The sequence below is a fragment of the Curtobacterium sp. MCBA15_009 genome (assembly GCF_001864895.1).
Taxonomy (GTDB): Bacteria; Actinomycetota; Actinomycetes; order Actinomycetales; family Microbacteriaceae; genus Curtobacterium.
Genome location: NZ_MJGO01000001.1, coordinates 1 through 24,032 on the forward strand (window position 1 = coordinate 1; position 24,032 = coordinate 24,032).

Sequence of the window (24,032 nt, forward strand, 5' to 3'; positions counted from 1 at the left end):
CAGGTGATTCGGCACCACCCGCGAAGTCGATTGGGTCGATTCCACGTCGTTACCTCTCCGTGACCTCCGGGGTCGACGGAGCCGTCACGTCCGCTGGACGCGGCGACCGTGTTCTCTGCCAGGCACGGCCGAGGACCGTGAGGCCCACGGCGGATCCGCCGTCGACAGCAAGGAGGCTCCATGTACTTCCACGCACAGACCTGGATCAACGAGATCGCCGACGGCGAGCCCGACCCCGCAGCGGCCAACGCCCTCCAGGAGGGACTCGGCGGCCAGTTCGGCGAGATGCGCACGATGATGCAGTACCTCTTCCAGGCGATGAACTTCCGTGGTCCCGCCGCGAAGCCGTACCGCGACCTCATCCAGGGAGTCGGGACCGAGGAGATCAGCCACGTCGAGCTCATCGGCACCACGATCTCCCGTCTGCTCGACGGGTCGCCCGAGTACTCGGGCAAGCTCACCGACCCGCTCGACACCCCCGGGGCGAAGGGCGCGACGCCGCTCTCCATCGCGCTCGACACGAGCAACATCCACCACTACCTGGTCGGAGCGCAGGGCGCCCTGCCCGTCGACTCGGCGGGCAACCCCTGGAGCGGCAGCTACGTCTACAACTCCGGCAACCTGCCGCTCGACCTGCTCTACAACCTGATGCTCGAGTCCACCGGTCGGCTGCAGAAGTGCCGCATCTACGAGATGACGGACAACCCGACCGCCCGCGGCACCATCGCGTACCTCATCGTCCGCGACCAGGCGCACGAGAACGCCTACGCGAAGGCGCTCGAGACCCTCGGGGTGGACTGGAAGACACTCCTGCCGATCCCGAAGACGAACGCCGAGCAGTTCCCGGAGGTCAAGCAGCTCGTCGACCTCGGACTGCAGAGCAAGCAGTACAGCTTCGACCTCGACGGCGCGTCCGAGGCCGGCAAGATCTTCCGCGGGGCGTCGCCGTCGAAGGACGGCACCGACCTGTCGGCCACCGAGCAGGCCCCCACCGGTTCGCCCTCGTTCATCGCGCCCGAGCGGCTCGAGGAGTTCTCGCCGGGTCTCGACGCCGACCTGCTGGCGCTCATCCAGCAGACCGCCGAACTCGAGCTCGACGAGGCGGAGGACCCGCTGTACGGACCCGTCGCCTGACGGCTCCGGTCGCCGACGTCGTCACCGCACCACGTGCGGTGGACGCGCCAGGGACCGGACGGGAGGCCCGTGGCGACCCCGCCACGGGCCTCCCGTCCGTCAGTCGAGGCAGAACTCGTTGCCCTCGACGTCCTGCATGACGATGCAGGACTCGTCGACGCCGTCGGCGAGCATGCGACGCACCTGCGTCGCGCCGAGCGCGACGAGGCGGTCGCGCTCCGCGTCGAGCGCCGCGAGGCGCTCCGCACCGACCAGGCCGGGCCCCACCCGCACGTCGAGGTGCACCCGGTTCTTCACCACCTTGCCCTCGGGGACGCGCTGGAAGAAGAGGCGCGGTCCGACGCCCTGCGGGTCGACGCAGGCGAACGCCCGACCGCGGTGCTCCGGCGGCAGCTGGTCGTCGAACGCCTGCCACGACTCGGAGCCCGGTGGGGGCGGCGGCACCACGTAGCCGAGGACCTCGCACCAGAAGCGGGCGAGGCGCTCGGGTTCCGCGCAGTCGAACGTGACCTGGACCTGTCGCACCGTGGACATGGCGCCAGCGTACGACGCGGTCAGGCCGGTGTCGCGGACAGCCGCTGGGTGCCGGTGACGCGCAGCAGGTCGAGCCGCTGCTCGTCCTCCGACCCCGGCACGGCCGTGTAGACCACGATCCGCAGGTCGCTCCCGGGGGCGGTGAGCACGTCGCAGTCGACCGTGATCGGGCCGACCGGCGTGTCCGTGAGGGTCTTGCGACTCGACCGGTGCTCGGCGACCTTCGCCTCGGCCCAGCGTCGCTCGAACTCCGGCGCGCTGGTGCGGAGCCGCTGCACCAGGTGGGCGAGCGCGGCGTCGCGCGGGTAGCGGCCGACGGCGGTCCGGAGGTCGGCGGCGAGGTCGCTGGCGAAGTCCTCCTCGTGCTGGGCGTCGAACTCGACACCCGCGTGGCCCGCGGTGAAGTGCCGCCACACCAGGTTGCGGTCGAGGCCGGTGTGCGCCGCGGGGTCGCCGCCGATCGCGGCCCACAGCGGGTTCCACAGCAGGATGTCGTGGCTGGCGGAGAAGACCGCGAGCGGGACGTCGCCGAGCCGGTCCACGATGCGCTGTACGCCGGGGCCGATGTGCCGGGGGACGGTGCCGGCGGACGGGGGAGCCGCGCCGGCGACCCGGTACAGGTGGTCGCGCTCTTCGTCGGTCAGGCGGAGTGCGACGGACAGCGCACGGAGCATCTGCGGGGACGGGTTCGACGCCCGGCCCTGCTCGAGGCGGACGACGTAGTCGACGCTGACCCCGGCGAGGGCGGCGAGCTCCTCGCGGCGCAGACCGGACGTGCGGCGGCCGGCCCCGGACGGCAGCCCCACCTCGGCGGGGGTGACGCGGTCGCGCCAGGCCCGCAGCACGCTCGCGAACTCGCTCATGCGTCCATCCTGCCCGCGGGACGGCTGCGCTCGGTGGTACCGGCAGTCCCACCGTCGTGCGGGACCTGGGAGTCCGTCAGCAGCCGGCGCACGATGGACCCATGACCACCACACTCATCACCGGGGCGAACAAGAGCCTCGGACTCGAGACCGCCCGACGACTCGTCGACGCCGGCCACACCGTCTACGCCGGCATGCGCGACCTCGACAGCGGCGACGCCGCCCGGGAGCTCGGGGCCACGGCCGTGCAGCTCGACGTCACCGACCAGGCGAGCGTCGACGCCGCGATCGCCTCGCTGCCCGGGCTCGACGTGCTCGTGAACAACGCCGGCGTGCTCGGTGCGTCGTTCGGGGTCGACGACCTGACGCCCGAGCGCCTGCAGGACGTGTTCGACGTCAACGTCGTCGGCGTGGTCCGGGTGACGCAGGCCGCGCTGCCGCTGCTCCGGCGCTCCGAGCAGCCCGTCATCGTGAACGTGGCGTCGGGGGTCGGCTGGCCGCGCTGGCTGACCACCGAGGGCCGCGACGAGTACCCGGTGCCGGCGGTGCCCTACGCCGCCTCGAAGGCCGCCCTCATCGCGCTCACCGTGCAGTACGCGAAGAACCTGCCGGACTTCCGGATCAACGTCAGCGACCCCGGGTACACGGCCACGGACTTCAACGGGCACGGCGGCCACCAGACCGTCACCGAGGGGACGGACGCGACCGTCGCGCTCGCACTCCTCGGCGCCGACGGGCCGACCGGTGAGTTCCACGACCGGCGCGGGCGCATCGAGTACTGAGCGCACCGCGGGGCGCCGGTCGTCCGGCGCCCCGCACCGTCGACCCGTCCGTGCTGCGTCAGTGCTTACCGCGCAGGCGGCCGATGCCCAGGACGACCGCCACGACGACCATGCCGAGGACGACACCGGCGACCGCGGACACCGCGGTGTCGACGATCCAGACCACGACGGGGCCGGCGGCCTCGACGGCGTGCGTGACGGCGTGCAGCACGTCGTACGGACCGTGCCAGAAGGTCTCGGCGAGGTTCGCGATCACCAGGTGCCCGCCGACCCAGAGCATCGCGACGGTGCCGATCACGCTGATCACCCGGAAGACGGTCGGCATCGCCCGCACGATCCGGGCACCGGTCCGCCGGGTCCCTCGGGTGGGCTGCTTCATCATCTGCAGGCCGACGTCGTCGACCTTCACGAGCAGGGCGACCGCGCCGTAGACGACGGCCGTCATGACGAGGCCGATCACGACGAGTGCGCCGAGCGTCGGCCAGAGCCCGAGGTCCGGGTCGAGGCCGTCGAGGGCGATGAGCATGATCTCGGTGCTGAGGATCAGGTCGGTGCGGATCGCGCCGAACACGAGCTTGCCCTCGGACACCGCCTCGGTCGCGCCGCCCTCGTGGTGGACGCCGAACCACTCGGTGACCTTCTCCGCGCCCTCGAAGCACAGGTACGTGCCCCCGAGCAGCAGGAGCCACGGCAGCACCCCGGGTGCGAACGCCGTGAGCAGCAGCGCGAGCGGGATGATGATGACGAACTTGTTGAACAGGCTGCCGAGCGCGATCCGCCCGACGACGGGCAGCTCCCGCGCGGGGGCGAGGCCCTGCACGTACTGCGGCGTGACGGCGGCGTCGTCGATGACGACGCCGGCGGTCTTCGCGCTGGCCTTCAGCGCCGCGGACAGGATGTCGTCCACCACGGCGAGCAATCCGACTGACATGGTGACGCACTCCGATCGATCCGCCCCTGTGGCGATGCTCAGCGTACTGGCCGGCACCGAGCCTGAACGCCACCGGTCGGCCGTCCGTATGCTCGCGGCATGGCTGACTTCACCGCTGCCCAGGCCGCCGTCGTCCGGATCGAGCGCGCAGAGGAGGGCCGCTGGGACCTCTCGCTCATCAGCGACTCCGGTGTGGCGATGGGCCACGGCGTGTACCTCTTCGACGCCGACCACGACGACGCCGAGGACGAGCAGACCGCCGCGCTCGACTTCGTCCGCGAGTACGGCTTCCGGTTCGAGCGCGACGCGGTGCAGACCGAGGCGCTCGGCGTCTTCTGGGCGCCGCTGCTGCCGGCCGACCAGCAGTAGGGCGCCGCTACAGCGACGCGACCAGCGCTTCCACGCGGGCGCGGATGTCGTCGCGGATCGGGCGGACGCGCTCGATCGGCTGCCCGGCCGGGTCCTCGAGCGCCCAGTCCTCGTACCGCTTGCCGGGGAAGACCGGGCAGGCGTCCCCGCACCCCATCGTGACGACGACGTCCGACTCGCGCACGGTGTCGGTCGCGAGCACGGCGGGCTGCGCACCGGCGATGTCGATGCCGGCCTCGGCCATGGCCCGGACGGCCACGGCGTTCACCCGGTCGGCCGGTTCGCTGCCGGCCGAGAACACGCGGACGCGGTCACCGGCGAGGTGGCGCAGCCAGCCGGCGGCCATCTGCGAGCGGCCCGCGTTGTGGACGCACACGAACAGGACGGTGGGGCGGTCGGTCATGCCGCCATCATCCCAGCGGTGACCGTCCTCGGCGTGCCGGACCGGGTCAGCGCAGGGCGGACGCCTCGAAGCCGATCAGCCACGTGACGCCGAACGCGTCCCGCACGGTGCCGTCCCAGTCGCCCCACGGGCGTTCCTGCAGGGCGTCGAGGACGGTGCCGCCCGTGGCGAGCCCGTCGAACCACCGGCGCAGGACGTCGGGCGTGGCCGTCCCGAGCAGCGCGAAGAGCAGACCGGACGCCGCGAACGGTTCCTCGTGCCCGCTCGTGTCGGTGGCGAACAGGTCGACCGCGCCGGTCAACTGCCCGTGTGCCACCGCGTCGGCGGGGCCGTCCGTGCGGGCGAGGTCGGCGAAGGTGGCGATCCGGACCTCGCCGCCGAACACGCCCTGCCAGTGCTCGAGGGCCTGCCGGGCCGTGCCGGCGAAGCGGAGGTACGGCGTCGGTGCGGTGGCGTCCATGGCGTGACCGTACCGCCGCCGGTCGCCGGGTGTGCCGTCGTCGTCAGCGGGTCGGTCCGACCGACCATGCAGCAGCGCACCCTCGGCCGACAGGGCCTGACCGTCCGCGGGGAGCGCGCGATGGGCTGAGCCCGGCCGAGCGACGGACGTGAGGCCCGTGGCGCGCCCGCCACGGGCCTCCCGTCCACCGGACGGTCGTGTCCGGAGCGTGTCTCGGGGGCCGGGGGCGGTGCCCCGCGCCTGCGGCCCCGTCAGGACGCGAGCGCCACCATCTCGCCCACGACGGCACGCAGGCGCTCGGCGAGCTCGTCGTTGCTCCGCACCGTGTCCCGGTGGGCGACCTCGCTCAGGGCCGACATGACGAGCGTCACGGCGGTCCGGGCGGTCTGCTCGTCGGTCCGGGTGCCCACGACACTGAGCAGGGACTGCCGCGACTCGGCCATCCACTGCATGACCGTCGAGGACATCTCCGGGCGCAGCACGAGCAGTTCCTTCATGCGGCGGCGGTCCTGTGACAGCGGCACGGTGGCGGCGATGAGCACGCACAGGTCGTCGACGAGTGCGCCGTCGGCCTGCTCGAACCAGGCGGCGCTGCGCTCCGGGACCTCGACCGAGTCGAGGCCGAGCGCTGCGTGCGCCTTCGACGTGAAGTAGTTGAAGAAGGTGCGCGGGGAGACGTCGGCGTCCGCGCAGATCTGTTCGATGGTGACGCCGTCGAGACCGTGCGCCGACACGAGCGTGAGCGCCGCGTTGTGGAGCGCCTGACGGGTCTGCTGCTTCTTGCGCTCCCGCAGGGTGCACGGTGCTGCGGCGTCCGGCGGTGCTGCGGTGGTGGGCACGGGCACTCCTGGGGTTCGGGGGGTGGTGGGCCGCCCGTGCCGGGATGTCGGCACGGCACGGGCGGCCCGGTCGGTCACCGGCGCTGCGTCGGCGTGGAGCCGGTCATCGGACCGGTGAAGCTGCCGGCCTCGGCCGCGGCGAGCCCAGCGTCGGACTCGAGCTGTGCCTCGGCGGACATGTCGGCACGCTCCTGGAGCGCGGACCGCTGGCGCAGCGGCGGCACCCGGAAGAACCAGGTGAGCACGAACGCGAGCAGGATCACGCCGAGGCCGACCCAGTAGATCGTGACCGACGAGGCGTTGAACCCGGCCATGAACGGGCGGGTCAGGGCGCTGTCGGCACCGGTCAGGAACGACGTGTCGTTCGTGCTCGTGCTGCTCGAGCTGCTGCTGTCACCGGCGTCGATCTGCTTCGCCAGGTCGGGCGTGACCTGGTCGACCCAGTAGGTGCGCTGGGCGGCGTCCGACCAGTCGACGACGACCTTGCCGTCCTGCACCGAGGCGTGCGCCCGCTCGGCGACGGCCTGCAGGACCACGGACTCGGGAGCCGAGGGGCCGGCGGCGGTGATCGCCTGCGCCGAGGCCTGGTCGAGCTGGCGCTGGATGCCCTGCTCGAGCGGGGTGACGATCGGCGTCCAGATCTTCTCCATCGCACCCTGGTTCCGCGGGGCGGTGGCGACCGTCGGGTTCGTCGCCGCGTCGAGGGCGGCGTTCAGGTCCTTCTGGTTCGAGGTGGCGTGCAGGATGTTCGCCGGCATGACCGAGAACAGGATGGAGAGCAGGACGGCGGTGCCGAGCGTCCCGCCGATCTGGCGGAAGAACGTGGCCGACGACGTCGCGACGCCCATGTCCCGGGCCTCGACGGACCCCTGCGAGGCGAGCGTCAGCGACTGCATGACGGAGCCGAGCCCGAGGCCGATGAGGAACATGCCGATCATGAGGAACCAGAGCGGCTTGTCGATGGACATGAAGGTCAGCACGACGTAGCCGGCGGACACGAGCGCCGTGCCGATGACCGGGAAGATCCGGTAGCGGCCGACGCGGGCCACGATCTGCCCGCTGGTGATCGACGCGATCATGAGGCCGCCGACGAGGGGCAGGGTCGCGAAGCCCGACTCGGTCGGGGTCAGGCCGACGACGATCTGCAGGTAGAGCGGGATGGTGAGCATCGCGCCGAACATCGCGAAGCCGACGAGGAACCCGATGACGGTCGCCATCGAGAACGTGCCGGAACGGAAGAGCTTGAGCGGGATGATCGCCGCGTCGCCCATCTTCGACTCGATGAGCAGCAGGCCGACGAGCCCGACGACGCCGATGACGTAGCAGGCGAGCGCGGCGGGGGAGCCCCAGCCCCAGGTGCGTCCCTGTTCGGCCACGAGCAGGAGCGGCACGAGGGTGACGATGACGGCGGTCGCGCCCCACCAGTCGACCTTCGGCTTGTCGGTCTTGTCGTGCACCTTCGGCAGGTGCAGGAAGACGATGACCATGACGAGCGCCGCGATGCCGATCGGGACGTTGATCAGGAGGACCCAGCGCCAGCCGGTGATCCAGAGGATCTCGGACGAGCCGGCGAGCAGGCCGCCGATGAGCGGGCCGATGACCGACGAGATGCCGAAGACCGCGAGGAAGTAGCCCTGGTACTTGGCGCGTTCGCGCGGGGCGAGGATGTCGCCCATGATCGCGAGCGGGAGCGACATGAGCGCGCCGGCGCCGATGCCCTGCACGGCGCGGAAGGCCGCGAGCATGAGCATCGAGGTCGCCATCGACGACAGCACGGCGCCGACGATGAACACGACGATGCCGAAGATGTAGAGCGGGCGGCGGCCGAAGATGTCGGAGAGCTTGCCGTAGATCGGCGTCGCGATCGTCGAGGTGATGAGGTACGCCGTCGTCACCCACGCCTGCTGGTCGAGGCCGTGCAGGTCGTCACCGATGGTGCGGATCGCCGTGCCGAACACCGTCTGTCCGAGGGAGGACAGGAACATGCCCGCCATCAGCCCGTAGATCACGAGGAGGATCTGGCGGTGGGTCATCAGCGGCTGCTGGCCGGGGCCGCCGGAGGCCGGAGCGGCCTCGGACGAGCTCCGACCGGGCTGCACCGGGACGGGTGCGGTGGCGGTCATCGAACTCCTTTTTCGGACTGTGAAACTTTGCAGACCGCGCAACGATACATCCACTAGTTCCGCAATGCAACTAAAGACGGGCGTCCGATGGTGCACAGGGGGTGCTCGTCCGTCACTGCTGCAGGCGTATTCGAGATACCGTTTCAGCATGAGCACGGACACCGCCACCACCACTGAGACCCTCGACGACGGGCCAGTGGTGACCTTCGCCGACCTCGGCCTGAGCGATGCTGTGCTCAAGGCCGTCAAGGACATCGGCTACGAGACCCCCTCCGCCATCCAGGAGGCCACGATCCCCACGCTGCTCGACGGCCGCGACGTCGTCGGCCTGGCGCAGACCGGTACCGGCAAGACCGCGGCCTTCGCGCTGCCGATCCTGTCCCGCATGGAGTCCGGCAGCAAGAAGCCGCAGGCCCTCGTGCTGTCCCCGACCCGCGAGCTCGCACTGCAGGTGTGCGAGGCGTTCGAGCAGTTCGCGTCGCACATGAAGAACGTGCACGTCCTGCCGGTCTACGGCGGTCAGGCCTACGGCGTGCAGCTCTCCGCGCTGCGCCGCGGCGTCGACGTCGTCGTCGGCACCCCGGGTCGCATCATGGACCACCTGGCGAAGGGCACGCTCGACCTGTCCGAGCTGAAGTACCTGGTGCTCGACGAGGCCGACGAGATGCTCAAGATGGGCTTCGCCGAGGACGTCGAGACGATCCTGGCGGACACCCCGGACGACAAGCAGGTCGCCCTGTTCTCCGCGACGATGCCCGCGCAGATCCGCCGCATCTCGCAGCAGTACCTGACCGACCCGGCCGAGATCACCGTCAAGACGAAGACGAAGACCGCCGCGAACATCACGCAGCGCTACCTCATGGTCTCGTACCCGCAGAAGGTCGACGCGCTCACCCGCATCCTCGAGGTCGAGGACTTCGAGGGCATGATCATCTTCGTCCGCACGAAGAGCGAGACCGAGACCCTCGCCGAGAAGCTCCGTGCCCGTGGGTACGCGGCCGCTGCGATCAGCGGTGACGTCGCCCAGGCCCAGCGCGAGCGCACGGTCAACCAGCTGAAGTCCGGCAAGCTCGACATCCTGGTCGCCACCGACGTCGCCGCCCGTGGCCTCGACGTCGACCGCATCACGCACGTCGTGAACTACGACATCCCCGTCGACATCGAGTCCTACGTGCACCGCATCGGCCGCACCGGTCGTGCCGGCCGCTCGGGTGACTCGATCAGCTTCGTCACCCCGCGCGAGCGTCGTCTGCTGTCGGCGATCGAGCGCCACACGAAGCAGCCGCTCACGCAGATGCAGCTGCCGACGATCGACGACGTCAACGAGACGCGTCTGACGCGCTTCGACGACGCCATCACCGCCGCGCTCGAGCAGCAGGACCGCATCACCGCGTTCCGTGACGTCATCGCGCACTACGTCCGGAACCACGACGTGCCCGCGGACGACGTCGCCGCGGCCCTGGCGGTCGTGGCGCAGGGCGACGACCCGTTGCTCCTGAGCGCCTCCGACGACGCGCTCCGCAGCCAGATGGACCGCGACGCCCGCCGTGGCGAGCGCGACGACCGCGGCGGACGCGACGACCGCGGCCCGCGCAGCGACCGTGGCGGCGACCGCGACCGCGGCCCCCGTCGGTCGCAGCCGATGACCGCCTACCGCATCGAGGTCGGTCGTCGGCACCGCGTCGAGCCGCGCCAGATCGTGGGCGCCCTCGCGAACGAGGGCGGGCTGCGCCGCGACGACTTCGGCGCGATCCGCATCCAGCCGGACTTCTCCATCGTCGAGCTGCCCGCCGACATGGACGGCGGTGTGCTCGACCGCCTGACCGACACCCGGATCAGCGGCAAGCTCATCGAGATCAAGCCCGACCGTCGCGGTGGCGGTCGCCGCTACGACCGCGACGGTGACCGCGACGACCGTCCGGCGCGCCGCCCGCGCTCCTGACGCGACCCCCTGACAGACGGGAGGCCCGATGCCAGCTGGCACCGGGCCTCCCGTCCGTCTGCGCCCCCGCGCGCGTGGTGGGCGGATCCGCGCGTGGTGAGCGGAACCGCGCGTGGTGCGCGGAACTGCGCGTGGTACGCGGAACTGCGCGTGGTGAGCGGATCCGCGCGTGGTGCGGCGGAAGGTCTGACCTCCGACGCGCGGAACTGCTTCCCATCGCAGGGGTGATGGGACCTCCCGGATGCCGCGCGCGCTTGCGGGGAACCGCAGATCGGCCGCGCAGGCGTTCCCATCGCACCGGCGCGGTGCTGTGATGCCCGCAGCCGTGACGCAGGGAGCCGCGGAGGAGTCAGGGGAATCGTCATGTACCGAGCACTGCTCATGGCCGCGACAGCGGCGGCGCTCGTCATCGGAGGTGCGGCGCCCGCGACGGCATCCCCGCCGTCCTCGGTGCCGGGCGCGCCGACGTCCGTGCAGGTGACCGGGACCGCCGACCACGCGGTCGTGTCCTGGCACCGTCCGCGGTCCGGCGCACGCGTCACCGGCTGGAAGGTCGTGCTGACACCGGTGCACCGCGCGCACAGCGCCCACCGAGCCCACCGCGGCGGCACGCAGACCGACCGGCTGCCGGCCCGGGCACGCTCCGCCCGGTTCGACGGTCTCCGTGCGGAGCGGACCTACCGGCTGTCGGTCCGCGCACTCGGGCACCGCGGCGCCGGTCGTGTCGTGTCCGTGCGCTGGACGGCGCCGGAGGCGCAGCCCGTGGCGCAGTCGTTGTACGCACTCGACGCCTCGGGTGCCGTGGTGCGGTTCCCGACGTCCGGTGCGGGCGCGGCGACCACCGTCGCCGCCGACGGTGCGGGCTACGCCGCCGACCCGAACGGCGACGTCTACACCCCGTCGGCCGACCTGACCACGATCGTCGAGCACCCGGCGGGCGGGGGAGCGGCGCGGACCCGCGCGAGCGGCCTGCACCTCACCGCCGACCTGCGGTCGGACGGGGCCGGCAACCTGTACTGGGCCGACGCGGTGTCCGGCGCGATCGAGCAGCTCCCGGTGGGCGCCACCACGGCCCGGACCGTCCTGGACCTCGGCGGGCCGGCGGTGGGTCCCGACCAGCGGTTCTGGACGGTGACGCCGGGCGGCCGGGTCGTCGTGCTCGGCGGGTCCACGACGTCCCCGTACGTCAAGGGCACGGGTGTCGCCGCGCGGTCGACCACACTGCCGGGCAGCAACGGTGTCGGCTACCCCGCCGCGGTGCTCGCCGACGACCACGGCGACGTCTTCGTCGACATCCGCTCGCCGGGTGCCGCGGGGTCGTGGGCCTGGTACGAACTGCGGCCGGGGGAGTCGGCCCTGACCAAGGTCGAGCCGCGGCTCGCGTTCGAGTACGCCGCCGCGAACGCCGACGGGTTCTCGCTGCTGCAGTCGGCCGGGTGGTGTGCCGCGCCCGCCGAGTACCCGATCAGCCACACCGGCTGCAACGTCGACCGCTCGGTGCCGGAGAAGCTCGTCGTCGGACCCGGTGGGACGTCCACGACGCCCGTGTCGGGGCTGACCGCGGGGTCGCGCGGGCCGAACACCGGGGCGGCCGACGCGCACGGCGACGTGTTCGTCGACGTCGACAGCGGCCCGACGCCGGGCCTCTGGCGGGTGCCGGCCGAGGGCGGGGCGGCGCAGCAGCTGTCCGCGGCGCAGTACTCGCGGCTCTCGGTGAGCTGAAGCCGCGACCAGGACCGGACGGGGTGGGGCGCAACGGCGCGTCCCACCCCGTCCCGCTGCCCGGCGTCGGTGCGCCGCCCGCGGCGCCGGCGCCACGGCGTCCCGGGGCCGCCGTCAGGCGTCGACCCCGTCGGCCGTCCGGCGGCACACCTCGTCCCACGGGGTGGGCTCGATGCCGAAGTGGCGCCGGGTCTCGTCGTCGTCGACGACGTAGGGCGCGGTCCACTGGTACCCCATCTCGGCGACCTCGCGCATCATCGGGGACACCAGCCCGACGGCGCGCACGGCCGGGACCGGCAGGCGGCGCACCGGCACGGGCGGACGTCCCGCGGCCGCGAGCACCTCGGTGAGCGCCTGCCGCTGCGACCGTGGCGGGTTGCTCGGCACGATCCAGGTGCGGCCGTGCGCGGTCTCGTCGGCCGCCGCCGCGACGATCGTCCTGGCGACGTCGAGCACGTCGGTGAAGCTGTGCGGCAGGTCGGTCCGGCCGATCATCGTCACGGCCTTCCCCCGCAGGGCGGCGGGCAGGACCCGGGTGACGTGTCCGTTCTCGCCGGTGCCGGGGCCGACGTAGTCCGAGCCGCGCACCTCGACGGCTCGGAGTCGGCCGGCGCGGTGGGCGGCGAGCGCGTCCGCCCAGAGCCGAGCGCGCAGGACGCCCTTGTGGTCGGTCGCGGCATCCGGCAGCCCGGCGTGCATCGGTCCGTCGACGGGGCCGTACGGGTACAGGTTCCCGGTGATCGCGTACACGGCGCCGGTGCGTTCGGCGGCCGTCAGCAGCGCGGCCGCGAGCGGCGGCCACGTCCGCTCCCACTGCGTGTAGTCGCCCGGGTTGGCGCAGTTGTACAGCGCGGTGGCGTCCGTGGCGGCACGGGTGAGGGCGTCGGCGTCGGAGGCGTCGAGCGCGACGTGCCGGACGCCCGGCAGCCCGGTGTCGCGGCCCGAGCGGGTGCCGATCGTGACCTGCTCGCCGCGGTCGGCGAGCAGGGCGGCGACGTGGCGGCCCACGGGCCCGGCGCCGATGACGAGGTGGTGCTGCGACATGGGGTCTCCTTCGGATCCAGCTCTGCGAGAGCGGTGCTCTCGGAAAGAGCATGCACGAGCGGCGGGCGAATTGCAAGAGCACCGCTCTCGTTTGTGTGCACTGCTCTCGCGTGGCATCCTCGGAGCATGCCCCCGACCGCACGAGCCCTCGCCCGCGAGACGGTGACGGCGTCGATCCTCGCCGCCGCCCGAGCGCGCCTGACGGACGAGGGTCCGGCCCAGCTCAGCCTGCGCGCCGTGGCCCGTGACGTCGGGATGGTCTCGTCCGCCGTCTACCGGTACTTCCCGAGCCGCGACGACCTGCTCACCGCGCTCCTCGTCGCCGACTACGACGAACTCGGCGCAGCGGTCGAGGACGCCGACCGCGCCGCCGGACCCGACCCGGGGACCCGGTGGGTCGCCACCTGCCGAGCGATCCGGCAGTGGTCGGTGACGCACCCGGGTGACTTCGCCCTGCTGTACGGCTCGCCCGTGCCCGGCTACGTGGCGCCGCGCGAGACGATCGAGCCCGCCTCGCGCACCACCTTCGTGCTGGTGCGCGTCGTCGCCGACGCGGTCGCGTCCGGCGCGGCGGCACCGGAGACGAGAGACGGGACGGACGGGAGGCCCGGGTCGCCCACCGCCCCGACGGCAGCCCCCGGGGTGGCCGGCCCCGCCGTCGCGGACGCCGTCGCGTCCCTGCGGGCCGCCGACCTCGCGCTGCCGGACGAGGTCCTGGTGCGCACGCTGATGGCCTGGTCGACGGTGTTCGGATCGATCTCGTTCGAGCTCTTCGGCCACTTCGTGGGGTCGGTCTCCGACGGCGCCGCATACTTCGACCAGGTGGTCGCCCGGCTCGCCGACGACCTCGGGTTCGCGGCGCGGTTCTGACCGGACACCGCAGTCCCGGCCCCCGATCGGGGCGGGGGACTGACAGGACGCCGTCGGCTGCGGTAGACAGGTCCCTACGCCGAGGTCGGCCCGACGACCGGAGCGGACGACCGACGCACCGATCACCACGGTGCCCGGCCGTGACCACGCCCGGGCGCGCTGCGTCCCGGGGGATGCGCGGATCAGGAGGCAGGGCTTGCGACGGAGCACGTGCGTCGGCACCACCCAGGGAGCGGACCGGTGACGGCGCTCGACGTCAGCCGACAGGACCGCCGCCGGCTCACCACCGGCACCGCCCGCCGTCGGCTCCTGTCCGTGCGGGTGGTCGCGCTCCTCGCCTCGGTCGCCGGGCTGAACTACGTCGTGTGGCGGTGGGCCGCCTCGGTCAACTGGCACTCGTGGTGGATCGCGGTCCCGCTCATCCTCGCCGAGACCTACAGCGTCATCGACTCGCTGCTCTTCGCCTTCGGCGCCTGGCGGCTCCGCGAGCGCGGCGAACCGCCGACGAAGCCCTCCACCGACGTCACCGTCGACGTGTTCATCACGACGTACAACGAGCCCGTCGACCTGGTGGTCCGCACCGCACGGGCGGCGAAGGCGATCACGCACCCGCACGCGACGTGGATCCTCGACGACGGCGACCGCCCGGAGATGCGCGCAGCCGCCGAGGCGCTCGGCATCGGCGTCATCACCCGCGGGGCCGACTGGGTCGACCGCCCGCGGCACGCCAAGGCCGGCAACCTCAACAACGCCCTGCTCGCCACCCAGGGCGAGTTCCTGCTCATCCTCGACGCCGACCAGGTCCCCGACCCGGCGATCCTCGACCGCACCCTCGGCTACTTCAAGGACCCGCGGATGGCCCTGGTGCAGACCCCGCAGTGGTTCGAGAACGTCCCCGACGCCGACCTGCTCGGCAGCCAGGCCCCGCTCTTCTACGGCCCCATCCAGCAGTCGAAGGACGGCTGGAACGCCGCGTTCTTCTGCGGCTCCAACGCCATCCTGCGGCGCGAGGCCCTCATGCAGCTCGGCATCACCCGCTACGTGGCCGAGGTCGAGGCGTCGGTGCAGCGCACCCTGACCACCTCGCGCAAGCTGCTCGCCCGGGCCCGCGAGACCGAGACCGACCCCCGCGTGCTCGACGCGCTCGCCGAGGCCGAGCGGGTCGTCGACCGGGCACGCGACCAGGTGCGCTCGGGCGAACCGCTCGGTGACGTCACCTACGCCTTCCAGCGCGGCATCGACGCCATCGCCTTCCGGTTCGCCGCCGCCGACCTCGAGGCGGTCCGGAACGACCTGCAGGAGCTCGCGGCCATGTCCACCGACGCGAACACCTTCGCCGGCCTCGACGACGCCGCCCTCGACGTGCTCGGCCGGCGCGACGCGTCCCCGGTCGCCGCGATCGAGTCCATCGCGGTGCTCGCCCGCGCGCTCGACGTCAACCGCGACGACGAGGCGCAGCCCGTCATGCCGCTCGCCACGATCTCGGTGACCGAGGACATGGCGACCGCGATGCGCCTGCACGGCCTCGGGTGGAAGTCCGCGTACCACGACGAGATCCTGGCGAAGGGCCTGGCCCCCGAGGACCTGCCGACCATGCTCGTGCAGCGGCTCCGCTGGGCGCAGGGCACCATGCAGGTCTTCTTCCGCGAGAACCCCCTCGTGCAGAAGGGCCTGTCCTGGGGGCAGCGCCTCATGTACTTCTCGACGATGTGGAGCTACCTGTCCGGCTTCGCCGCCGTCGTCTACATCGCCGCGCCCGTGCTCTGCCTGTCCTTCGGGGTGGTGCCGGTGCAGGCCTACAGCGTCGACTTCTTCGCGCGCCTCATCCCGTTCCTCGTGCTCAACCAGCTGCTCTTCTGGGTGGTGGCCGCCGGCCGGCCGACGTGGCGCGGGCAGCAGTACTCGCTCGCGCTCTTCCCGGTCTGGATCGAGTCGGTGACGAGCGCGTTCGAGAACGTCTTCCGCGGCAAGCCGCTCGGCTTCCGCGTCACGCCCAAGGTGCGCGACGAGTCCGAGCAGAAGCCGCGGTGGGACCTCGTCAAGCCGCAGCTCATCGCGATGGGCGCCCTGGTCGGCGCCCTGGTGCTCATCGGCGTCCGCTACCTCACCGGTCAGGCGTCCGGCATCGCCCCGCTCGTCAACACGGCGTGGGTCGTCTTCGACCTCTTCATCTTCAGCATCGTCATCCGCGCCGTCCTGTACCGGGGCCCGGGCGAGGGTGTCCAGTCCGAACACGAGTCGAGCACCGTCGGAGGTCCCCTGTGAGCACCGAGACCACCTTCGAGGTCCCCGCCACCCCCGACTCGCTCGACGAGGTCCAGGACCGCTTCGGCGCCTGGTGGGACGGGCTCGGCGTCGACGACCTGCGGCTCCGCTTCGCGCTCGAGACGGCGCTCGCCGAGGTCGCCGCGAACATCGTCGAGCACACCAAGCGCGCGGACCGCGAGGCCGGCCGGCGGTACACCGTGCACCTCGGCGCGACCGACCGCACCGTCACCGCCGTGCTCACCGACAACGGGCTGCCGGTGGACATCGACCTCAGCGCGGTGACGATGGCCGACGTCGACGAGGAGAGCGGGCGTGGGCTGGCACTGGCCATCGCAGCGCTCGACCGCCTCGAGCACCGGCACGAGCACGGGCACAACGTCTGGACCCTGGCGTGCGACCGGTGAGGCGCTCGGCCGCCCGCGCGGTCGCGTTCCTCGTCGTCGTCGCCACCCTCCTGCTCGGCGGTGCGCTGCCCGCGTCCGCCGTGCCGGTGCAGCGTGCGGCGGCCGTGACGCCGGCGGCCGGGACGACCTGGTTCGGTCCCGACCTCGACTGGGGCGACGACGCCCCCGACGGGTACGAGGGCCGTCTCGGCGCCACCCCGTCGATGTACGGCGTCGAGATCGCGTACCCGCTCGACCGCTCGGCGCGACGCGAGTTCCAGCGGGCGACCCGCGCCGCTGCGACGCAGGGCGCGGTGCTCGTGGTGAGCCTGCTGCCCGGGTCGTCGCTCGGCTCGCTCGACGCCGCCGACGCCCGTGCCGCGAACGCCCTGTTCCAGGACGCCCACGACCAGTACGGCACGCAGGTGCTCGTCCGCTTCGCGCCGCAGATGAACGGCACGTGGGTGCGGTGGGGACAGCAGCCCACGGACTTCGTGTCCGCGTTCCGGTCGCTCGCCGCGGCCGTGCACGGCGGCGACTCCGACGCCCGCATGGTGTGGTCGCCCTCCTACGGCGCCGGGTACCCGTTCGGCGAGTCCGCCGGGCGCCTGCGCGACCTGTCCACCGCGGACGTCACGAAGCTCGACACGGACGGCGACGGTCGCCTCACCGCGGCCGACGACCCCTACGAGCCCTACTGGCCCGGCGCCGAGGCGGTCGACTGGGTCGGGCTGTCGATGTACTCCTTCGGCAAGGGCAAGTCGACCGAGGCGGCCGGCCGCGACGTGCCGCTCACCCGCAACGACGTGCCGGACGCCGGCGAGGTCGCCGCACGCTTCGACGAGACGTGGGGGTACGAGGACCCGCAGCCCGAGTCGTTCTACGACCGCTTCGCCGTCGCCGGCGACCGACCGATGCTGCTCGACACCGGAGCGCTGTACGTGCACTCGCTGCCCGGCGCCGCCGAGCTCGCGGTGAAGCAGGGCTGGTGGCGGCAGGTGATCGCGGCCGTCCGGGACCGCCCGCTCGTGCGCGGCGTGACGTTCGTCGAGACGAACCGGCGCGAGCCCGAGGCCGGCAACCGCGTGGCCGACTGGCGGGACACCGCGGCGCGCGGGATCGCCGGGTCGTTCCGGACCGACCTCGAGCGGTCCGACCACTTCGCGTTCGGCCCGGTCACCGAGCGGGTCACCACCCGCGAGGGCAACGCCGCCACGAGCCAGCAGTACGAGACCGGCGGCGACCAGATGGCGTGGATCGTCTGGCTCGCGGTCGGGCTGGCGGTCGTGTTCCTGCTGAGCGGCCTCGTCGGCCGGTTGCTGCCGAGCTGGCGCTACCCCGACGACGGCAAGCCGGGGCGCGACCTGCGACTCGACCTGTTCCGTGGCTTCATCATCCTCGCGGTGGTGATCACGCACATCGAGATCGGCGGCCCGTACTCGTACCTCACGCTGCACGCGGTCGGCGCGATCACCGGCGCCGAGATGTTCGTGTTCCTGTCCGGCATGGTGCTCGGCATGACCTACCCGTTCGCCATCAAGAAGGCGGGCGAGTGGGTCGCGGCGGTCGGGGCGTGGAAGCGCGCCCGCAAGCAGTACCTCGTCACGCTCGCGGTCATCGCCGTCGTCTTCGTGCTGTCCTTCGTGCCGTTCCTGAACACGGACGCGATCACGACGTTCACCGACCGCGGCACCGGGACCGGCGGCGTCGATGCCGAGGGACGGGTCTACGACCTGTACCCGAACGCGATGCAGCTGCTCGGTTACCCGCCGCCCTGGTACGCGATCCGGCAGTTCCTGCTGCTCGAGATGGGACCGTGGCCGTTCAACATCATGGGCCTGTTCGTGGTGCTCAGCCTGTTCATCCCGGTGTTCCTCTGGGTGATCCGGCGCGGGTTCTGGTGGGCGCTGCTCGTCGTGAGCTGGGCGCTCTACGTGTTCCAGGCCCTGCACCCGGACTTCCGGCCGTTGAACTCGCAGTTCGACGCGGTGTTCCCCCTGCTCACCTGGCAGGTCGTCTTCACGCACGGACTCGTGCTCGGGTACTACCGGCGGCAGGTCGTCGGTGCCCTGACGGGGCGGATCGGCAAGGTGCTGGTCGGTGTCGTCGTCGCCCTGTACGCCGCCTTCCTGGTGTACGTGTGGGCCGGCGACCACTTCGGGTTCGTGCCGGCCCCGTTCCCGGCGTCGATGTACGAGAGCCTCTACAACACGGCCTACCAGCGGGTCGACCTGCAGTGGGGACGCCTGGTCGACATCGCGTTCTTCGCGATCGTGTCGTACGCGATCCTCACGGTGTTCTGGAAGCCGATCAACGCGGTCATCGGCTGGCTGTGGATCCCGCTCGGGCAGGCGTCGCTCTACGTCTTCGTGTGGCAGGTGTTCTTCGCGCTCGCGGTGGCGTCGATCCCCGGGGTGCCGTGGGGCGACTTCTGGATCGGCTTCGTCGTGCACTCGGCGCTCATCCTGCTCGCCTGGTACATGGTGCGGAAGCGGTTCCTGTTCTCGGTCATCCCGCGCTGAGCGCAGCGGGCGACCCGCGGCCCGCGGCCAACGGACCGGGCCGGTGTCGCGCCTCCGGTCCGCGCAGCACGACGGCCCGTCGGCCGGTGAGATCGCACTCCGGACCGGATCGCGGCCGGCGAAGCGGGCCGAAGTGCGACCTCACCACCGGCCGGCGCCGCCGTCGGTCACCAGTCGCGGGCGGCGAGCTCCCGGCGCAGCACCTTGCCGCTCGGCCCGAGGGGCAGGCTGTCGACGACGTGGTACACCCGCGGGTACTTGAAGGCAGCGACCCGGTCCTGCACGAACGCGTCGACGGCCTCGGTGCCGGCGGCGCCGTCGCGCAGCACGACCGCCGCGTGCACCTCTTGTCCGTGCACCGGGTGGTCGACGCCGAACACCGCCGCCGAGGCGACGTCCTCGTGCCGGTGCAGCACCGACTCGAGCTCGGACGGGTACACGTTGTAGCCGTTCCGCAGGATGAGGTCCTTCTTGCGGTCGACGATCGTCACGTAGCCGTCCTCGGACAGCAGGCCGACGTCGCCGGTGCGCAGGAACCCGTCAGCCATCGCCTCGGCGGTCGCCTCCGGGTCGTCGAGGTACCCGGCGAACAGGTTGTGCCCCCGCACGACGATCTCGCCGACCTCGCCGACGGGCAGCGGTTCGATGCGGCCCTCGACCTCGGCGTCCGCGATGACGACGTCGACGCCCCAGATGGCCGGTCCGACGCTGCCGGCTCGGCTCGGCACCCCGCGCGGGTTCACCGAGATGACGGGCGAGGTCTCGGTCATGCCGTAGCCCTCCTGGACGGGCGAGCGGAACGTCGTCTCGAAGCGTTCCAGCACTGCGGACGGCAGGGCGGCCCCGCCGGAGACCGCCCAGCGGAACGGCGGCCGCTCGGCTGAGGTCCGCGACGCCTCGAGCAGCGCGATGAACATCGTCGGCACCCCGAGGAACGCGGTGACCCGCTGCTCGACGCACAGGGCCAGCGCGGTGGCGGCGTCGAACCGGGGGAGCAGCACGATCGTGGCACCGCGGCGCAGCGTCGTGTTCATCACGACGGTCTGCCCGAAGGTGTGGAACAGCGGCAGGCCGCCGAAGACGACGTCGTCCTCGCGCAGGTCGAACAGGTCGATGATGCACACGTTCGCCTGCTCGACGAGCGCGAAGTGCGTGCCGACCGCGCCCTTCGGCGCTCCGGTCGTGCCGCTCGTGAACAGCACGGTGGCCGGGTCGAGCGGGTTCGTGCCGACGACGGCGTCGAGCGGGGTCCCCTCGGTGGCGAGGTCGTCGAGCGACACCGCGGGCACCGGCACCCCGTCCGGCACCGGGCCGACCCCGACGACGGTCGTCCCGGTGTCGACGGCGGCCGGCCCCGCCTCGGCCAGCGCCGTGCCGGAGGCGATGAGCACCCCGGCCCCGGAGCGCGAGAGCACGTGCGTGATCTCCTCGCGCTTGAACAGCAGGTGGATCGGCACGACCACGGCACCGAGGGACAGCACCGCGAAGTACGCGACGATGAACTGCGGGACGTTCGGCAGCATCACCGCGACCCGGTCACCCCGCTCCACTCCGCGGGCACGCAGCCCGCCGGCGGCCGCGCGCACCTGCTCCCAGAGCTCGCCGTAGCTCGTCTCGTGCAGCCCGTCGGGCAGCGCGGTGAGGACGGCGGTCTTGTTGCGGTGACGCCGTGCCCCCTCGACCACGATCGTCGCGACGTTGAGGGTCCCCAGTCCGAGTCCGTCCATGGCGCAGACGCTACCCACGCGCGTGTCCGAGCGCCCACCTCGCGGGCGCGCGGTGCGGCTTCCGACGTGACCGGGACGACAGACAGGAGGCGCGGTGCCAGCCGGCACCGCGCCTTCCGTCCGCAGACCGGTCGCGTCAGCGGACCGCGACCACCAGCGGGGTCGGGTCCACCGGGTCCGGCGGGACCGGCAGCGAGCCGCGGATCTGGTTCTGGGCCTGGCAGTCGCTCGTGCAGTTCGTGGCGCCCTGCGAGAGCTCGACGGCGTCCTCGCCGAGCACACCGCCCAGGCGACCGCCGGGCTGGACGGTCCACGTGGTGGTCGTCGCGGTCTGCGAGGTCTTCGTGGCGACCTGCGGGCTGTCCTTGCCGAGGAGCATCTGGTGCGCGCCGCTGCCCGACGCCACGGCGGCGACACCGTCGCCGAAGTTGATCTTCCCGGTGTACGGGTTCGTGAAGTAGAACAGCCCGGCACCGAGGGTGTGGGTGAAGGTCACGGGCGCGGCGAACTCGGTCTCCATCTGGAAGACGCCGCCCTGAGCGCCGTCCTTCGCCTGGATCTTGTACTTGCCCGCGCCGGTGCCGAAGATCGCGACCAGGGTGTCGTCGCGGACCTCGAGCGACGACAGCTTCGTGCCGGCGAGCTGCGCGGGCGTGAGCGACGGCACCTTCGACGCGAAGACGACGGTCGGCTTCGTGACCATGCGCTGCGTGTCCGCGGCGCCGGTGAGCGTGTAGTCGTACACGCCGAGGTCGGCGATGCGGATGTCGAAGCCGTTGTGCTTGCCGCGGACCGCGATGGTGCCGGACACGGCCAGGTCCTTCACCTTGTAGTCCTTGCCCTGGGCGGGGTTCGTCGTGGTGCCGTTGACGGTCACCGCGTAGTCGCCACCGGTGGAGGTCTTGCCGGACGCGTTCGCGGGGGAGACCCCGACGAGGGCGGCGGCGGCGACGGTGCCGAGGGTCATCACGGCGGCGATGCCGGCGAAGCGGCGGCGCGAGCGCCGGGCGGTGGTGGGTGCCGTGTGCATGGGTGCCTCCTGGGGCGAAGGGGCCTGGATGGCCCGTACACGTCGATCGTCGCCCGAGCCGCGCGCGCCCACCATCGGACCTTGGTACTAGTACCTCGTCACCAGCCGTGGTCGCGTGCCCACAGAGCGGCGCTCGTGCGGTCCGCGACGCCGATCCGGCGGAACAGCGAGCCGACGTGCACCTTCACCGTCCGCTCCGCGATGCCGAGCTCGGTGGCGATCTGCCGGTTCGACAGCCCGCGGGCGATGCGGACCAGCACGTCACGCTCCCGCGGCGGCAGGTCGGGGCCTCGGTCGGTCGCGGCGGCGCCGGGGAGCAGCGCTCGGGCGACCCGCGGGTCGATCGGGGTCTCGTCGCGGGCGGCCGCCCGGACCGCGGCGACGACGTCGTCCGGCGCGGCGTCCTTCAGCAGGTACCCGGTGGCGCCCGCGGCCAGGGCGGCGCGGACCCGGTGGTCATCGGAGAACGTCGTCAGGACGAGCACCCGGACCGCGGGCATCGCCGCCCGCAGCCGGGCGGTGGCGTCGACGCCCCCGGCGCCCGGCATCGACAGGTCCATGACGACGACGTCCGGGCGCAGGTCCGCCGCACGGTCGACGGCCTCCTCGCCGGTCGCGGCCTCACCGACCACCTCGCAGTCGTCGGTGGTCGCGAGCACCGCACGGAGGCCGCCGCGCACGAGCGCGTGGTCGTCGACCAGCAGCACCCTCACCGCAGGGTCTCCACGTCGGTCGGGACCGTGAGGTCCCAGGTGGTCCCGCGCCCCGGGGCGGTGCGGAGCAGCAGCGAGCCGCCGGTGTCCTCGGCGACCTCGCGCAGCAGCGTCGTGCCGAGGTGACCGGCACGGGTCGGTCCGGCGACGACCGCCGGGTCGAAGCCGGAGCCGTCGTCGGCCACCGTCACCGCCAGGTGGTCGCCGTCGTGGGCCACCTGGACGTCGACCGTGGTGGCTCCGGCGTGCTTCACCGTGTTCCAGACGGCCTCGCGCACGAACCGCACGACCGCCAGCAGTGCGGCGGGCGAGGCCTCGACGGTGTCCGGCACGTGCACCGTCGTCGTCACGCCGGCCGCGCGGGCGCGGGCACAGGCGTCGTCGAGCGCGGCGCCGAGGCCGTCGCGGTCCGGGGCCGCCGGTCGGATCGCCGCCATCGAGGTCCGGAGCGACGACACCGCCCGGCGCAGCGTCGTCGCGGCGTCGCGGGTCTCCGGGGCGGCGCCGAGCGACAGGGCCAGCCCGGCGACGTCCTGCACCGGACCGTCGTGCAGCTCGCCGGCCATCCGGCGCCGCTCGGCGGCCTCGGCGTCGAGCGCACGGCCGAGCAGGCGTTCCCGGAGCCGCTGGCCGGACCGGATGCGCACCAGCAGCCAGAGCAGGAGCGGCACGAGCAGGCCGAGCACGACCGCGACCGTGCCGAACGCCAGCACCGCGAACGCGTGGCGCAGGTCGGCGGCCCGCTCGAGGACCTCGTCGTACGGCAGGTACGCCTCGAACAGCAGGGCCTCGCCGGAGGGGGTGTGCACCGCCTGGTACGCCTCGAGCAGGGGGCCGCTCCCGCGTTCGAACCGGTTCTCCGGCTCGTCGAGGTCGGACACCTCGGCGTCCGAGCGGTCGGTGCGGAGCGCCTCGAGGTCCTCGTCGGAGAGCGGGAACCGGTCGCCCACGAGCCGCGGCTCGTCCGACCAGATCACGGTGCCGTCGGCCCGCCAGAGCTTCATCCGCACCGCCGAACCGGCGCGCAGCTCGCCCGCGACGGCGTCGCCGAGCCGGGCACGGGCCGCAGCGCGTTCGGCGACGGTGGCGTCCGGGTCGGCGATCGCGTCGACGAGTGCGGGTTCGACGACGACCCGGGCGAGCGCGGCGGTGTCGGCGGTCGCGTCGCGCACGGCGAAGGCCTCCGCCGTGCGCTGGGAGACGAGCGCGCCGGCGGTGGCGACCGCCGCGCCGCCGACGAGGGCGGCGAGCACCACCCCGACGAGCACGCGGCGCCACGGGGTGCGGCCGGCCCGGCGGCGGGGGTCGGCGACCACGAGCACGACGGGGGCGACGGCCCCCGCGTCCGACGACCGTTGTCCACGCACCAGGCA

At 72.7% G+C, this 24,032-nt stretch carries 22 protein-coding genes; 10 read left to right on the top strand and 12 right to left on the bottom strand.

All coding sequences use genetic code 11. The features are described from left to right. The first annotated feature begins 180 nt into the window (after positions 1-180). A complete protein-coding gene (locus BIU97_RS00005; RefSeq protein ID WP_071253428.1) occupies positions 181-1,134 on the top strand; it encodes a manganese catalase family protein in 954 nt (317 codons plus the stop codon). A 99-nt stretch (positions 1,135-1,233) separates the two neighbouring features. Here the strand turns inward: BIU97_RS00005 and BIU97_RS00010 are convergent, their stop codons facing one another. Beyond that, positions 1,234-1,668, bottom strand: coding sequence for a VOC family protein (locus BIU97_RS00010; protein WP_071296739.1), 435 nt, complete (start codon positions 1,666-1,668; stop codon positions 1,234-1,236). Between the two features lie 20 nt (positions 1,669-1,688). Next, positions 1,689-2,531, bottom strand: coding sequence for a helix-turn-helix transcriptional regulator (locus BIU97_RS00015; RefSeq protein WP_071296740.1), 843 nt, complete (start codon positions 2,529-2,531; stop codon positions 1,689-1,691). 101 nt (positions 2,532-2,632) lie between these two features. Between BIU97_RS00015 and BIU97_RS00020 the strand changes: the two genes are divergently transcribed. Further along, positions 2,633-3,313, top strand: a complete 681-nt coding sequence (locus BIU97_RS00020) for an SDR family NAD(P)-dependent oxidoreductase (RefSeq protein ID WP_071296741.1) — start codon at positions 2,633-2,635, stop codon at positions 3,311-3,313. A gap of 58 nt (positions 3,314-3,371) precedes the next feature. On the opposite strand, the gene BIU97_RS00025 is transcribed toward BIU97_RS00020, so the two are convergent. Continuing rightward, on the bottom strand, positions 3,372-4,244 hold the full coding sequence (locus BIU97_RS00025) for a DUF808 domain-containing protein (RefSeq protein WP_071296742.1): 873 nt from the start codon (positions 4,242-4,244) through the stop codon (positions 3,372-3,374). A gap of 99 nt (positions 4,245-4,343) precedes the next feature. Here BIU97_RS00025 and BIU97_RS00030 point away from each other — a divergent pair, with 99 nt between their 5' ends. Further along, positions 4,344-4,613, top strand: coding sequence for a hypothetical protein (locus tag BIU97_RS00030; RefSeq protein WP_071296743.1), 270 nt, complete (start codon positions 4,344-4,346; stop codon positions 4,611-4,613). A gap of 7 nt (positions 4,614-4,620) precedes the next feature. On the opposite strand, the gene BIU97_RS00035 is transcribed toward BIU97_RS00030, so the two are convergent. Then, positions 4,621-5,016 (bottom strand): arsenate reductase ArsC, encoded by a 396-nt coding sequence (locus tag BIU97_RS00035; RefSeq protein ID WP_071296744.1) that lies wholly within the window; start codon positions 5,014-5,016, stop codon positions 4,621-4,623. Positions 5,017-5,062: 46 nt separating this feature from the next. Next, positions 5,063-5,476 carry a VOC family protein gene (locus BIU97_RS00040; RefSeq protein WP_071296745.1) on the bottom strand — a complete coding sequence of 138 codons (414 nt, stop codon included), beginning with the start codon at positions 5,474-5,476 and terminating at the stop codon, positions 5,063-5,065. Between the two features lie 3 nt (positions 5,477-5,479). On the opposite strand from BIU97_RS00040, the gene BIU97_RS18420 reads away from it, so the two are divergent. Beyond that, entirely contained in the window at positions 5,480-5,605 is a 126-nt protein-coding gene (locus BIU97_RS18420) for a hypothetical protein (protein ID WP_302846688.1), read from the top strand. Between the two features lie 122 nt (positions 5,606-5,727). Here BIU97_RS18420 and BIU97_RS00045 read toward each other — a convergent pair whose 3' ends face one another. Both BIU97_RS00045 and BIU97_RS00050 read right to left on the bottom strand, forming a co-directional pair. Then, positions 5,728-6,315 carry a TetR/AcrR family transcriptional regulator gene (locus tag BIU97_RS00045; protein WP_071296746.1) on the bottom strand — a complete coding sequence of 196 codons (588 nt, stop codon included), beginning with the start codon at positions 6,313-6,315 and terminating at the stop codon, positions 5,728-5,730. 74 nt (positions 6,316-6,389) lie between these two features. Next, positions 6,390-8,438, bottom strand: coding sequence for an MDR family MFS transporter (locus BIU97_RS00050; protein WP_071296747.1), 2,049 nt, complete (start codon positions 8,436-8,438; stop codon positions 6,390-6,392). 148 nt (positions 8,439-8,586) lie between these two features. Between BIU97_RS00050 and BIU97_RS00055 the strand changes: the two genes are divergently transcribed. After that, positions 8,587-10,380, top strand: coding sequence for a DEAD/DEAH box helicase (locus BIU97_RS00055; RefSeq protein ID WP_071296748.1), 1,794 nt, complete (start codon positions 8,587-8,589; stop codon positions 10,378-10,380). Between the two features lie 363 nt (positions 10,381-10,743). Continuing rightward, positions 10,744-12,102 (top strand): fibronectin type III domain-containing protein, encoded by a 1,359-nt coding sequence (locus BIU97_RS00060; protein ID WP_071296749.1) that lies wholly within the window; start codon positions 10,744-10,746, stop codon positions 12,100-12,102. A gap of 114 nt (positions 12,103-12,216) precedes the next feature. Here the strand turns inward: BIU97_RS00060 and BIU97_RS00065 are convergent, their stop codons facing one another. Next, on the bottom strand, positions 12,217-13,146 hold the full coding sequence (locus BIU97_RS00065; protein ID WP_071253398.1) for an NAD-dependent epimerase/dehydratase family protein: 930 nt from the start codon (positions 13,144-13,146) through the stop codon (positions 12,217-12,219). A 126-nt stretch (positions 13,147-13,272) separates the two neighbouring features. On the opposite strand from BIU97_RS00065, the gene BIU97_RS00070 reads away from it, so the two are divergent. From BIU97_RS00070 to opgC, 4 genes are all read left to right on the top strand, one after another. After that, the gene (locus BIU97_RS00070; protein WP_071296750.1) at positions 13,273-14,016 is read left to right on the top strand and encodes a TetR/AcrR family transcriptional regulator; all 744 of its coding nucleotides are present in this window, start codon (positions 13,273-13,275) and stop codon (positions 14,014-14,016) included. A gap of 315 nt (positions 14,017-14,331) precedes the next feature. Beyond that, on the top strand, positions 14,332-16,281 hold the full coding sequence (locus tag BIU97_RS00075; RefSeq protein ID WP_254782807.1) for a glycosyltransferase: 1,950 nt from the start codon (positions 14,332-14,334) through the stop codon (positions 16,279-16,281). Then, positions 16,278-16,688, top strand: coding sequence for an ATP-binding protein (locus BIU97_RS00080; RefSeq protein WP_071253394.1), 411 nt, complete (start codon positions 16,278-16,280; stop codon positions 16,686-16,688). The genes BIU97_RS00075 and BIU97_RS00080 overlap by 4 nt, the downstream gene beginning before the upstream one ends. Continuing rightward, entirely contained in the window at positions 16,685-19,189 is a 2,505-nt protein-coding gene (opgC, locus tag BIU97_RS00085) for an OpgC domain-containing protein (RefSeq protein ID WP_071296788.1), read from the top strand. Before BIU97_RS00080 ends, opgC begins: the two co-directional genes overlap by 4 nt. Positions 19,190-19,356: 167 nt before the next feature. On the opposite strand, the gene BIU97_RS00090 is transcribed toward opgC, so the two are convergent. The 4 genes from BIU97_RS00090 to BIU97_RS00105 all read right to left on the bottom strand — a co-directional run bounded on the left by BIU97_RS00090 (position 19,357) and on the right by BIU97_RS00105 (position 24,026). After that, positions 19,357-20,916, bottom strand: a complete 1,560-nt coding sequence (locus BIU97_RS00090) for an AMP-binding protein (RefSeq protein ID WP_071296751.1) — start codon at positions 20,914-20,916, stop codon at positions 19,357-19,359. A 136-nt stretch (positions 20,917-21,052) separates the two neighbouring features. Next, entirely contained in the window at positions 21,053-21,946 is an 894-nt protein-coding gene (locus BIU97_RS00095) for a hypothetical protein (protein ID WP_071253390.1), read from the bottom strand. A gap of 98 nt (positions 21,947-22,044) precedes the next feature. Next, a complete protein-coding gene (locus BIU97_RS00100; protein ID WP_071253388.1) occupies positions 22,045-22,659 on the bottom strand; it encodes a response regulator in 615 nt (204 codons plus the stop codon). Beyond that, positions 22,656-24,026: a sensor histidine kinase gene (locus BIU97_RS00105; RefSeq protein WP_071296752.1), complete on the bottom strand. Its 1,371-nt coding sequence runs from the start codon at positions 24,024-24,026 to the stop codon at positions 22,656-22,658. Before BIU97_RS00105 ends, BIU97_RS00100 begins: the two co-directional genes overlap by 4 nt. Positions 24,027-24,032 lie beyond the last annotated feature (6 nt).